At 62.6% G+C, this 13333-nt stretch carries 11 protein-coding genes; 2 read left to right on the forward strand and 9 right to left on the reverse strand.

The features are described from left to right. Positions 1-117 precede the first annotated feature (117 nt). Positions 118-1524 (forward strand): helix-turn-helix domain-containing protein, encoded by a 1407-nt coding sequence (locus ACSSV4_RS21275; RefSeq protein WP_454277071.1) that lies wholly within the window; start codon positions 118-120, stop codon positions 1522-1524. Between the two features lie 52 nt (positions 1525-1576). Here the strand turns inward: ACSSV4_RS21275 and ACSSV4_RS21280 are convergent, their stop codons facing one another. The 9 genes from ACSSV4_RS21280 to ACSSV4_RS21320 form a co-directional block, all read right to left on the reverse strand. Then, entirely contained in the window at positions 1577-3088 is a 1512-nt protein-coding gene (locus tag ACSSV4_RS21280; protein WP_454277072.1) for a tripartite tricarboxylate transporter permease, read from the reverse strand. A 40-nt stretch (positions 3089-3128) separates the two neighbouring features. Next, positions 3129-3632 carry a tripartite tricarboxylate transporter TctB family protein gene (locus ACSSV4_RS21285; protein ID WP_454277073.1) on the reverse strand — a complete coding sequence of 168 codons (504 nt, stop codon included), beginning with the start codon at positions 3630-3632 and terminating at the stop codon, positions 3129-3131. A gap of 39 nt (positions 3633-3671) precedes the next feature. Then, positions 3672-4628: a Bug family tripartite tricarboxylate transporter substrate binding protein gene (locus ACSSV4_RS21290; protein ID WP_454277074.1), complete on the reverse strand. Its 957-nt coding sequence runs from the start codon at positions 4626-4628 to the stop codon at positions 3672-3674. Between the two features lie 164 nt (positions 4629-4792). Then, positions 4793-5656 (reverse strand): universal stress protein, encoded by an 864-nt coding sequence (locus ACSSV4_RS21295; RefSeq protein WP_454277075.1) that lies wholly within the window; start codon positions 5654-5656, stop codon positions 4793-4795. 2 nt (positions 5657-5658) lie between these two features. Next, positions 5659-7326: a formate--tetrahydrofolate ligase gene (locus ACSSV4_RS21300; RefSeq protein WP_454277076.1), complete on the reverse strand. Its 1668-nt coding sequence runs from the start codon at positions 7324-7326 to the stop codon at positions 5659-5661. Positions 7327-7355: 29 nt separating this feature from the next. Further along, complete coding sequence (locus ACSSV4_RS21305) at positions 7356-8273, reverse strand: methionyl-tRNA formyltransferase (RefSeq protein WP_454277077.1); 918 nt, start codon at positions 8271-8273, stop codon at positions 7356-7358. Positions 8274-8332: 59 nt separating this feature from the next. Then, positions 8333-9604 (reverse strand): formyl-CoA transferase, encoded by a 1272-nt coding sequence (gene frc / locus ACSSV4_RS21310; RefSeq protein WP_454277078.1) that lies wholly within the window; start codon positions 9602-9604, stop codon positions 8333-8335. A 56-nt stretch (positions 9605-9660) separates the two neighbouring features. Then, positions 9661-11421, reverse strand: coding sequence for an oxalyl-CoA decarboxylase (oxc, locus tag ACSSV4_RS21315; protein WP_454277079.1), 1761 nt, complete (start codon positions 11419-11421; stop codon positions 9661-9663). A gap of 61 nt (positions 11422-11482) precedes the next feature. Then, complete coding sequence (locus tag ACSSV4_RS21320; protein WP_454277080.1) at positions 11483-12187, reverse strand: GntR family transcriptional regulator; 705 nt, start codon at positions 12185-12187, stop codon at positions 11483-11485. 475 nt (positions 12188-12662) lie between these two features. On the opposite strand from ACSSV4_RS21320, the gene ACSSV4_RS21325 reads away from it, so the two are divergent. Continuing rightward, positions 12663-13202: a hydrolase gene (locus ACSSV4_RS21325; protein ID WP_454277081.1), complete on the forward strand. Its 540-nt coding sequence runs from the start codon at positions 12663-12665 to the stop codon at positions 13200-13202. Positions 13203-13333 lie beyond the last annotated feature (131 nt).

Below are 13333 nucleotides of genomic sequence, written 5' to 3' on the forward strand. Positions count from 1 at the left end.
CTATCAAGACAAGGCCCCACTATACCGGGACGCAGTGATTCCGCTACGAAATTAATGTCAATGTGTATATAGTAAACGTTACAAATCTCAGTTTTGTAATATTGTAAGGATCACCGCATGGCAAAGACACTGATCGGCCCGCAACTGCGCCAGTTGCGCCGCGAACGGGGCCAGACGCAGGCCGAAATGGCGGGCAAGCTCGAGGTCAGCGCGTCCTATATCAACCTGCTGGAAAACAACCAGCGCAGCCTCTCGGTGCAACTGCTCATGCGTATCGCCGAGGTCTATGCCGTCGACTGGCGCGACCTCTCGCGCGACGAGAGCACGCGCCGGGTGGCCGATCTGCGCAACGCGTTGCGCGATCCGGTGTTTTCCGGCGATCAGCCCGATCTTCAGGAATTGCGCGGCGCGGTCGATCATGCGCCGCGCGTGGTCGAGCGGTTTCTCGATCTGCACGCGGCCTATCGCACGGCGCTCGAGAAAATCCTGAGCCTGGCCGGAGAGAACAACGCGGACGAGCTTTTGCGCACCTCGCCCGAAACCGTGATCCACGACTTCTTTCGCGATCACGGCAATCACTTTCCAGAGCTGGAGCGGGCGGCAGAAGCGGCCTCACCGGTCGATTTCGCCTCGCCCGAGGATCGTTTCTTCGCCTTGCGGCAGCGGCTGGAACAGCGCCACGGCGTAAAAACACGGATCCGCAAGATCGGCGATCTCGGCGATGCGCTGCGCTATTACGACGAAAGCGACGGCACCGTGCACCTGTCGCAGGCGCTCAACACCGCAAACCGCGTCTTTCAACTCGCTCATGTGCTGTGTCTGGTCGAATATCCCGACGTCCTGTCCGGCATCGTCCGGCGCAGCGGCCTCGCGTCGCACCCTGCCCTCGCGCGGCTGCGGGTGGAACTGGCCAATTACTTCGCCGCAGCCCTCTTGATGCCCTATGACGCTTTCCTGCACGAGGCCGAGGCGGCGCGCTACGACATCGACCGGGTCGGGGCGGTCTTCAGCACCTCCTTCGAGCAGGTCTGCCAGCGCCTGACCACCCTGCAACGCGACGGCGCGCGCGGCGTGCCGTTCTTTTTTCTGCGCATCGACAAGGCGGGCAACGTCACCAAGCGGTTCAACTCGACCTCGTTTCACCTGGCGGAATATGGCGGATCGTGCCCGGTCTGGAACATTCATACCGCGTTCTACACCCCCGGCGTGATCATGCCGCAATTCGTCGAGATGCCCGACGGCGCGCGCTATTTCACCATCAGCCGCACCGTGCACCGCCCGGTCTTCAGCGAAGAGACACAGGACCGCCGCCTCACGCTCGCGCTTGGCTGCGAGGCGAAATACGCACCGCGCCTGCGCTATGCATCAAGCTACAATTTCGACGACCCCAAGCTTTACGCGCCAATCGGGCTGAACTGTAATCTCTGCCCGCGCCAGGCCTGTTCGCAACGCGCGCATCAACCCTTGCTGATGGAACTGCCGATCGACGAGAACCGACGCGGCAGCACCCGTTACGAAAGCTGAAAGGGGGCCCGCCTGGCCCCCTCTCGTCTTGTCCCCGTCATGTCGCGGCGGCTTACTCCGCCGCGCTGGTCCGGCGCGGCCGCAGATACTTGAAGGCCGGCATCAGGATCAGGATGATCGCGACCACCATGATCGGCATCGAGATCGACCGGGTGAAGAAGATCGACGGATCACCCGAGGACAGCAGCAACGACTGCCGCAGGGTCGGCTCGGCAATCGGCCCGAGCACGATGGCCAGAACTGCGGGTGCCAGCGGATAGTCGAACTTGCGCAGGAGGAACGCCCCGAAGCCGAACGCCAGGATCAGCCAGATATCGAACATGTCCTGCATGGCGGCATAGCCCCCGACGACCGACAGCACGAAGATCAGCGGCGCCAGCACGGTGAACGGCATCCGCAGCATCCAGATGAAGAGCGGAATGGCGCATATGTTCACCAGAAGGGCAAAGACGTTCGACACGTAGAACGAGCCGATCAGGCCCCAGACGAAATCCGGCTCATCCACGAACAGACGCGGCCCGGGTGTCAGCCCCCAGATCACCATGCCGCCCAAGAGGATGGCGGTTGTGGGAGAGCCGGGAATGCCGAGCGTCAGCATCGGCAGCATCGAACCGGTCGAGGCCGAGTTGTTGCCTGCCTCGGGGGCGGTCACGCCACCGACATGGCCCTTGCCGAATTCGTGCTTGTTCTTCGACACCATCTTGGTGATCGCATAGGACATCAATGAGGCCGGTGTCGCACCGGCGGCTGGTAGCACGCCGACGAAGAAGCCGAGGAACGACCCGATCGCCGTGCCCTTCCAGCCCTTGCGGGCGGTCTCGCCCATATCCTCGACAATCCCCTTGACCGACATTTTCGCGTCCGTCGTGGTGACCTCGCCGCGCGTGCTCTCGAGGGTCCAGATCATCTCGCCGATGCCATAGACACCGATCGCCAGCACCAGAAAGCTGATCCCGCCGAGAAAGCCGCTGAGATCGAACAGCAGCAGCCGCGGCGCGCCCGAGACCTGGTCAAATCCGACCGTGGCGAGCACCAAACCGAAACAGATCGAAAAGACGGTCTTGGCGATGTCGTCGCCGCCAAGACCCACGAAGGTCGCGAAGGCCAGCAGCATGAGCGCGAAGATCTCGGGCGGCCCGAAGCTGAGCGCGACGGTGGCCAGCAGGGGCGCGAAACCGGTGAACAGAATGTTCGCCACCGTGCCGCCGACGAAGGATCCGATGGCCGCCGCAACCAGCGCGAGGCGCGCCTTGCCCATCATCGCCAGCGGTCGACCGTCAAAAGTGGTCGCCACCGCCGTCGACGCGCCGGGAATGCCGAGGGTGATCGACGAGATCGCCCCGCCATACATCGCGCCGTAATAGATCGCCGCCAGGAAGATGATCGCCGAGCCGGGCGGCACCAGAAAGGTGACCGGCAAGAGGATCGCGACCCCGTTGACCGACCCCAGACCGGGCATCGCACCGATGAAGAGACCGAGTGTCACGCCGATCAGGATCAGCATGAGGTTGAGAGGTTGGATGGCGACCAGCATACCGTCGCCCAGTAGAGATAGAATTTCCATGGCTTGCTTGTCGCCCTTGTGTCAGCTGGCCCTGAGCGGCTCAGTAAATGATGTTGTAAAGCACGTTGAAGACCGGGTCGGTAAAGCTCATCCCCGTCGGCATGCTGATCTGCATCAGCCCCTCGAAGAAGAAGAACAGCCCGAGCGGAAACAGCAGCACCATCGGCACTGTCAGCCGCCAGCTGTGCTGGCCGAGCAGCTTGATATAGTAAAACATGAAGATCGCGACGGCGCCGTACATCGACACGATGTCGATAAGCGCGACGAAGCCGATAATCCCGCCACCGACGAGCAAAAGCGTCTTGAGGCCAAAGCTGTCGAGCACCGGCTCTTGCGAGCGCGATTGCGGCGACACCTGCCGCACCCAGTTGAGCGCGATGAAGCCCGTGGAGATCAGCATCCCGGCCGACAGCCAGAAGGGCCAGAAGCCGCCCTGGGGGCCGCTCCCCCTTGTGTAGCCAATCCCGTTCGCGGATGCCTTGTACATCAGATAGATGGAAAGGAGGGCCAGCACGCCCGCCGTCACTATTTCGCCAACACGCATTTGTCAGCCCTCCCTAATTTCTTCAGACCTTGCGGTGGATCACTTCATGCCGGACAGCAGGTCGGTGTGGTTGTCGACCTGCACCTTCCAGTAGCCACGCTGTTGATCGGCATCCATCCAGAGCGGCGAGAGCGACTCCTTTTCCATGTAGCCCTGCCATTCCTCCGAGTTGTAGACTTCGGCAAACAGGTCCTGATAGTAGGTTGCCGCCTCGTCCGACATGCCCGGCGCGCCGACAATGGCCCGCTGGTTGTAGTAGCTGAAGTCATGGCCCTTTTCCTTGAGCGTCGGCGCGTCCGGATAGGCATCCATCCGCTCGTCCGAGAACACCAGAAGCGGGCGCACATCCCCCGACTGATAGAAGCCGCGGGCCTCTGCCGGATTGTTGACCGTCCCCATGATCTGCTGACCCGCAAGGGCCGCGGCAACCGCACCGCCACCGTCGAACGGGATGTATTTCAGCTTGAGGTCATAGGCCTTGCTCAGATAGGCGAAGACGATGCTGTCTTCCTGACCCGTGCCGGTGCCGCCAACGACATATTCGCCATCCGCAGCCTTGACCGTCTCGAGCCACTGCTCGAAGGTTTCAATACCGCTATCCTTATGGACCCAGAGCGCGAAGGGATCGACGCCCATCATCGCGACCGGGGTGAAGGTCTGGATGTCGATACCCAGCTCCGGTTGCCGGATCGGCGTGGCGAAGAACGAGTTGAGCGTCACCAGAAGGGTGTGATCCGCATCGTTCGCATCGTTGAGCCAGATCAGGGATTCGGCACCCGAGCCGCCGCCCTTGTTGTTGGGGATCAGCGGACGGCTGGTCATGTCCTTCTTCTCGACCACCGACTGAATGAAGCGGGCGATCTGATCCGCGCCACCACCCGGTCCCGCCATGATGACGAAATCGATAGGCTTGCGCGGCTGCCATTCGGCCATGGCCGCCGGCGCGGAAAGCCCCAACGCGGCGATGCCGATTGCAAAAGTTTTCAGAATATTCATGTCTTCCTCCCATTGATGACCGCTATCCGGTCAGGTTCAGTATAGGATCCGGCGCGCTTTCGGCCCTCCTCGGCCGATTGACACGCGCAACGAAGCCTGTCGTGAGTCTGCTCTTGCTCCTCCTGTGCCTGGTTCAGAAAACTCCGTTACTCCTGCTCGTCACCTCAATGTACCATGACCACGGGAATCGTGGCTTCTGCCACGATGGTAGCGGAATTGCCGCCAAGCAGCGCCTCGCGCTCGTAACTTTCGTGATAGGCCCCTGTGATCAGCATGTTCGCACCTGTCTCCGAGCATTTCTCGAGCAGCGCCCGCCCGACATTACCGCTGCGTTCGAAGGCATGGATCTCCGCCTCGATGCCGCGCTGTGCGAGATAGATTCGAAACTCCTCGGGCGTGGCCGTGTGCTCGATCCGTCCGGCGGTCAGGATCGTGACCCGATCCGCGCGCTCGATCAGCGGCATCGCAAGCGCCGCCGCGCGCGATGCCTCGAGCGACCCATTCCAGCCGATCGCCACATGGCTGCCGATATCGGGGGCCACCTCCTCGGTGTCGACGCAGATCATCACGGGCCGCCCCGAGGTGAAAAGCGCCGATTTCAGCGTGTTGTAACCAAGGTTTTCGTCCGGACAGGGTTTGGACACGCAGATGATATCAGCCAGACGCCCGTAATGGCGCACCACCTCGACCTGCTTGCCTTCGTATTCGCGGAACGCCGCCGTCGGCTTGCCTGCGGCACGCGGCTCAACGCTGATGCCGTGGCGCGCGGCCTCCTTGAGGAACTTGTCGTGGTGGTAGTCCTCTTCATAATCCGCGCGCTTCTGGCTGGCTTCGACCAGCTGCTTGCGCAGAAACGTGGGGATCACTACGCCGTAGGGCATCATGTCCTGCGGCCGCGGGTGGGAGTGCACCACCCGGACATGCGCGTTGAAGCGCTTGGCCAGTGCTGCGGCATGGGCGAAGATGATCGGCCCGCGCCCATCGTCGCGCACCGGCATCATGATTGTATGAAGCGACGACTGGCCCATGATCAGAACAACCCGTCGATGAGGCCATCGTCATTGATGCAGATCGCCTCGGCCGAGGGCACCTTGGGCAGGCCCGGCATGGTCATGATCTCGCCGCAGATCACCACCACGAACCCTGCCCCCGCCGAGAGCCGCACCTCGCGCACCGGCAGGCTGTGCCCGTCGGGCGCGCCGCGACGCGTGGGATCGGTGGTAAAGCTGTACTGGGTTTTCGCCATGCAGACCGGCAGGTTGCCATAGCCCTGGTCTTCCCATTCCTTGAGCTGATTGCGGATCTTGGCGTCCGCCACCACCTCGTCGGCGCGGTAGATTTCCTTGGCGATGGTCTCGATCTTCTTGAAGAGCGGCATGTCGTCGGGATAAAGCGGCGCGTAGTTGGCCGATCCCCCCTCGACCAGTTCGACCACCTTCTTCGCCAGATCCTCGGTGCCCTTGGAGCCGTGCGCCCAATGCTTGCAGAGCACGGCTTCGGTCCCCTGGCTTGCCACGAAATCCTTGACAGCCTGCACTTCGGCCTCGGTGTCGGTGACGAAATGATTGATCGCCACCACCGTCGGCACGCCGAATTTCGCGAGGTTCTCGATGTGACGCCCGAGGTTCGGGCAGCCCGCCTTGACCGCCTCGACGTTCTCGTCCCCGAGATCGCCCTTGGACACGCCGCCATTCATCTTCATCGCCCGCACGGTCGCCACGATCACCACCGCCTCGGGGGCCAGCCCTGCCTTGCGGCACTTGATGTTCATGAATTTCTCTGCACCGAGATCGGCACCGAAGCCCGCCTCGGTGACCACGTAATCCGCGAGCTTGAGCGCCGTGGTGGTTGCCACGACCGAGTTGCAGCCATGCGCGATATTGGCAAATGGTCCGCCATGCACGAAGGCGGGGTTGTTCTCCAGCGTCTGAACGAGGTTGGGCTGCATCGCCTGCTGCAACAGGACGGTCATCGCTCCGTCAGCCTTTATGTCGCGGCAATAGACAGGGGTCTTGTCGCGGCGATAGGCCACAATGATATCGCCGAGGCGGCGCTCCAGATCGGCAAGATCAGTGGCCAGACACAGGATCGCCATGACCTCGGAGGCCACAGTGATGTCGAATCCCGATTCGCGCGGGAAACCGTTGGCCACGCCGCCAAGGCTGCACACGATCTGCCGCAGCGCGCGATCGTTCATGTCCATCACCCGGCGATAGACCACGCGTCGGATGTCGATTTCCTGTTCGTTGCCCCAGTAGATGTGATTGTCCAGCATCGCGGCCAGCAGGTTGTGCGCCGAGGTGATGGCGTGGAAATCGCCTGTGAAATGCAGGTTCATGTCCTCCATCGGCACGACCTGAGCATAGCCACCGCCTGCGGCCCCGCCCTTCATCCCGAAACAGGGCCCGAGGCTGGCCTCGCGGATGCAGACCGCGGCTTTTTTGCCGATGGCGTTGAGGCCGTCGCCCAGACCCACGGTGGTTGTGGTCTTGCCCTCGCCCGCCGGGGTCGGGTTGATCGCCGTCACCAGCACGAGATGGCCGTTCTTGCGCCCCGAAAGCGATTTGATGAACTCTTCTGAAACCTTGGCCTTGTCATGGCCGAAGGGCAGAAGGTGCTCGCTCGGGATATCCAGCTTGGCGCCGATCTCCTGAATGGGCTTCTTGGTCGCTGCGCGTGCAATTTCGATATCAGACATTTGGTGTTCCCAACAGGTTTGTATGGATTTCAGGTTCCAAGGGTGGCCCCGGCTTCGAGCCCCGTGGCGGCGGCCCATTCTGCGGCGGGCATCTTGGCCTCGCCCTTGGGGCGCACCCGCTTGATCAGGATACGACCGCCGACGCATTGCACGGCAATGCCCTCGTCGGATACCTCGCGCACCCGGCCCGATATGCCGTCGCCGGGCACTAGGGCGCAGTCGAAGATATCGACCTGGGCCCCGTTCAGCGTGGTCCAGGCCCCCGGCGCGGGATTGGTGCCGCGAATGAGGTCATAGACCTGCTTGACCGGTCGATGCCATTCGATGCGCGAATGGTTGCGGTTGCAGCGCCGCTCATAGGTGGCGAGCGCCTCGTCGGGGACGATGCGCGGCGGGTTGCCGTCGCGATAGAGATCGCAGACCGTCAGCACGCTCTCGACCGCATGCGGATAGATCTTCTTGAAATAGAGGTCGATCACGGTGTCGTCGGGGCCGATCTCGCACTCCCATTGCAACAGGCTGTCGCCCTCGTCGAGCCCGTCGGAGGGGTAGAACCACGAATAGCCCGATTTGGTTGCCCCCATGATGATCGGCCAGTTGACCGCCGAGGGCCCGCGATGCAGCGGCAGCAGCGAGGGGTGAAAGCAGATCGAGCCATGGGTCGGCGTGTCGCGCGCGGCCTCGGGCACGAAGACATTGACAAAGGCCATGATCATCAGATCGGCGTTGTGCCCTGCCAGCACCTCGAGCGTGGCCGGATCGTCGAAATTGGCCGGTTGATGCACCGGCAGCCCCTTCTCAAGCGCCAGTTCCTTGATCGGATCGACCGGTTTTCCGTCGGGGTCGGGCTCGCAGTAAACCGCGACAACCTCGTCCGTTCCGGTGTCGAGCAGCTTGGCCAGGGCATCCTTGCCGAAGGCTTGCTGGCCCATCACGATAAGTCTCATTCGTTCCTCCCGTCCATGCGGCGGGCCGGTCTGCGCCGACCCTTGCCCTCACGGCTTGATTATTCGGCTGCCTTCTTCGCGGTGCCGACCGCGCCCGATTCCATGATGCTGGCCAGTTCCTCTTCGTCATAGCCAAGCACATCGCGCAAGATTTCTTCGGTATGTTCGCCCAGAAGCGGCGAGCGCGTCACCTCCACCGGACTATCGCTCAGCTTGATCGGGCAGCCGACAGTGGTGTAGCGACCGCGCGTCGGGTGATCGACATCGACGATCGTGCCGGTCTTGCGCAGTCCCTCGTCCTCGATGATCTCCTTGGTCGACAGGATCGGCCCGACGGGGATGTTGAGCGGGTTGCAGATGTCCATCACCTCGAACTTGGTCTTGGTCATGGTCCATTCCTCGATCCGCGCAAAGATCGCGTCGAGCTTGTCGAGCCGCTCTGGCGGGGTGGCGTAGCCCGGTGCGTCCTTCCACTCCGGCTCGCCGATCACGTCGCAGATCTGCTCCCAAACCGCCGCCTGCGTGATGAAATAGGTGTAGGCGTTGTTGTCGGTCTCCCAACCCTTGCACTTGAGGATGCGGCCCGGCTGACCACCGCCCGAATCGTTGCCCGCGCGCGGCGTCGCCTCGCCAAACGGAATGCCCGCGCCGTACTGCGAATATTCGGTGAGCGGCCCGGCGGCGAGGCGTTGCTGATCGCGCAGCTTGACCCGGCAGAGGTTGATCACCCCGTCCTGCATCGGGGCCAGCACCTTCTGCCCGCGTCCCGAATGCTCGCGCTGATAGAGCGCGGTCACGATGCCCAAGGCCAGATGCAGCCCGGTACCGCTATCGCCGATCTGCGCGCCGGTCACCAGCGGCGGGCCATCGAGAAAGCCGGTGGTTGAGGCCGCACCGCCCGCGCATTGCGCGACGTTCTCGTAAACCTTGCAATCCTCGTATTTGCCCGGACCAAAGCCCTTGACCGAGGCCATGATGATGCGCGGGTTGATCTCCTGGATCCGCTCCCAGCTGAACCCCATGCGGTCAAGCGCGCCGGGCGCGAAATTCTCCACCAGCACGTCGCAGGTCTCGACCAGACGGGTCAACACCGCCTTGCCCGCCTCGGTCTTGGGGTTGAGCTCTATCGAGCGCTTGTTGTGATTCAGCATCGTGAAATAGAGCGAATCCGCGTCCGGCACATCGACGAGTTGCTTGCGCGTGGCATCCCCGACCCCGGGACGCTCCACCTTGATTACGTCGGCACCGAACCATGCCAGAAGCTGCGTGCAGGTCGGGCCTGACTGGACATGGGTAAAATCCAGGATCTTGACGCCGTCTAGGGCTTTCATTCGTCTCTCCATTTCTGAGCCGTTGGGGCGGGTTGCCCACGCCCGGCAGGTTTCATTCAGTCTTTGCGTGCCTGAGGGTAAAGCCTCTGGGCCACCACGGATTGCGGATTCAGGTTGCCGATATTGCCGCTTTCCTTGCCGGCAGCCGGGTCGATGATCGCATTGATCAGCGTGGGCTTGCCGCTTGCGAGCGCGGCATAGACAGCCTCGCGCAGCTCGTCCGGCGAGCGGGCGATGACACCCACGCCACCAAAGGCCTCGATCATCTTGTCATAGCGCGATCCCTTGACGAAAACGGTCGTCGCCGGATCGTCCCCGTCGCCCCAGTTTTCGCCATCGCCGCGATAGATGCCGTCATTGTTGAACACCACCGTGCAAATCGGCAGGTTGTAGCGGCAGACCGTCTCGATCTCCATCCCGCAGAAGCCAAAGGCGCTGTCGCCCTCGACCGCCAGTACGCGCTTGCCGGTCTCGATCGCCGCCGCGATGGCCGATCCCATGCCGATCCCCATCACGCCCCAGGTGCCCACGTCGATCCGGTGGCGCGGCTTGTGGATGTTGACGATGGAGCGGCACATATCGAGCGTGTTGGCCCCTTCGTTCACGAGGATCGTGTCCGGATGATCGTTGATTGCATCCTTGATGACGCCAAGCGCACCGAAGTAGTCCATCGGGTTGTTATTGTTACGCAACCGGGCCGACATTTTCTCCATGTTCGCCGTGGCCTTGGCGTTGACCTGATCAAGCCATTCCTTGGGCGGTGCGATCCCGGCTCCGTCCATAGCCTCGATGAGCGCGGCGCAGCACGAGCCGACATCGCCCACGATGGGGGCCGCGATCTCGACGTTCGAATCCATCTCCTCGGCCTCGATATCCATCTGGACAAAGCGCTTGGCCCCGGGCTCGCCCCATTGCTTGCCCTTGCCGTGGCTGAGCAGCCAGTTGATCCGCGCGCCCATCATGATGACCACATCCGAGTCCTTGAGCACCATCGACCGCGCCGCAGCCGCGCATTGCGGATGCGTGTCGGGCAGCAGGCCCTTGGCCATCGACATCGGCAGGAACGGATAGCCGGATTTCTCCACCAGCTCGCGGATCAGTTCGTCGGACTGGTCATAGGCCGCGCCCTTGCCGATCACGATCAGCGGGCGCTCCGCCCCTTTCATCACCTCGATGGCGCGTTCGATAGCGGACGGTGCAGGCAACTGGCGCTGCGCGGGCTCGATCACCTTGACCAGCGAGCGCGCACCTTCGGCGGCATCCACCACCTGTCCCAGCATCGCGCCCGGAATATCGAGATAGACCCCGCCGGGCCGCCCCGATACCGCCGAGCGAATTGCGCGGGCTACGGCAATGCCGATATCCTGCGCATAGGTCAGCCGGTAGGCCGCCTTGCAGAATGGCCGGGCCATGGCCAGCTGATCCATCTCCTCGTAATCGCCCTGCGCCAGATCGACAATCTCGCGCTCCGATGATCCGGAAATCAGGATCATCGGCCAGCAATTCGTGGTCGCATTCGCCAGCGCCGTTAGCCCATTCATGAAACCCGGTGCCGAGACGGTCATGCACACGCCCGGCATCTTGGTCAGGAACCCCGCCACCGAGGCCGCGTAGCCAGCATGCTGCTCGTGGCGGAATGAGATAACCCGCATGTTCTGCGCCTGCGCATAGCGGCCCAGATCGGTGATCGGGATGCCCGGAACGTTGTAGATTGTCTCGATCCCGTTGAGCTTGAGCGCGTCGATCAGAAGGTGAAATCCGTCCGTGACGGCATCGGCCTCCGATATCGGCGCTGCGGGTGAGTTGGCTACGGCCATGTGTGTCCTCCGGTTTCATCTGGCCCGTCCCGCCGCTCACCGGCGGGGCCGAGCATTCGGTCTATTGGGTTTCGAGGGTCGCGTTGCGGGTCAGGTTCAGCCGGCCCCAGGTCTTGCGGATATGCTCATGCAACTGCATCGTGTGCTCGCGCACCTTGTTGGCGGCGTCCTCGGCGTCGCGGCGCTCCAGCGCCTCGATGATCTCGGCGTGATCGACGACCGACCGCTTGACGCGGTCGCCCTCCCACATCGACCGTAGCCGCACGGCCTTGATGTGCAGGAAAACGCCCTCGGCCATGCTCTTGAGCAGGGCACAATGCGAGATCTCCAGGATGTGCAGGTGAAATTTCAGGTTGTCGTCGGAATATTCCGCGATCCGCGTCGCCGAGGTCGCATCGTTGTATTTCTCGGCGATCTTGCGCAGCGTCGCGATCTCGGTGTCGGTGGCGCGCTCGGCGGCAAGCCGCGCCGCCATGCTCTCCAGCGCCGCCCAGGCGATGATCATGTCGAGGATTTCCTCGAGGCTTTTGCGCTGCAGGAACACGCCCTTGCGCGGCACCACGGTCAACAGCCCGTCCGCCTCCAGCCGGGCAATGGCATCGCGCAGCGGCGTGCGGGAAATCTGCAACTGTTCGGCGAGCGACCGCTCGTCGAGACGCAGATCGGCATCGTCCTCATAGATGTTCATCTCGAGGATCGCCTCGCGCAGCCTCTCGTAAACATGATCCTTGAGCGTAAAATTTGACGCAATCGGACGTAGCTTCATGTTATCATCTCCAATAGCGCCCGTGCCGTCATGCAGCAGTTCTGGCTCTGTGGTATACCATACGCCAGCATACTCGGTCGGGCAATTTGTTTTTTTCACATTCGTCGCCGCACGTGCAGCATACGCGCATGCCCGGCCTCTCGACAGCCTTGTTTAGGAAGCACAATTTCCCCCGGGCCGCCCGGCGGAGACGATAGGCGCACCGAAAGCTCCAAAGATCCTACACGCCATTGTAATTAAATTAATTAAATGGAGATCACGCTGGCCGGGCGGATCAGCCCAATGCGCCACACAGGGCGCAGACTTACTGCGTCGCAGCATACAAAACCACCGGCCGACACCTCGACCACCCCGGCAATGAGTCGCCCTTTTCTGCCCGCGAGATATCGCGGTTGCTGGGTGCGTGAAACTGTGGTATCTGGGATACCACGAATAGAATACCACTCTTCGCCACAGCATTCAGGGAGGTCAGGCCATGCTCATCCGCGCCGCAGACAGCGCGCTTGTCATCATCGACATGCAAGAGCGTCTCGTTCCCGCGATGCAGGCCCCAGCCCGCACCATCCGCAACACCCGCACGCTCAAGGCCAGCGCCGAGGAGGTCGGCGTGCCGGTCATCATGACCGAACAGTACCCCGCCGGATTGGGCCATACCGTTCCCGAACTCGCACCGGGGCCAGACACCACCGTACTCAGCAAGATGCACTTCTCCTGCATGGAGGATGCGGGCTTTGAGGCGCATTTTCGCGGGCTCGGACGCAAGCAGGCGGTGATCGCCGGGATGGAGGCGCATATCTGCGTCGTGCAGACCGCCGCGAGCCTGATCGAGGCGGGCTTCGAGGTGTTCGTCGTCTCCGATGCCACGGCCTCGCGCACGCTAGAGAGCGAACAGGCCTGCATCGCCCGGCTCAGTGCGGGCGGCGCCGGCATCGTGACGACCGAAATGGTGGTCTTCGAATGGCTCGGCCAGGCCGGAACCCCGGCCTTCAAGAAGCTGTTGCCGCTTATAAAATAGCGGTCCAGGCCGCGTCATCCGAGGGAGAAAACCAATTGAATATCCATGAGTATCAGGCGAAGGCGTTGCTTCGCAGTTACGGCGCGCCGGTGTCGGAGGGGCGGGCGGTGTTGCGCGCCGAGGAGGCGAAG

Source organism: Roseovarius sp. MBR-154 (assembly GCF_053628595.1).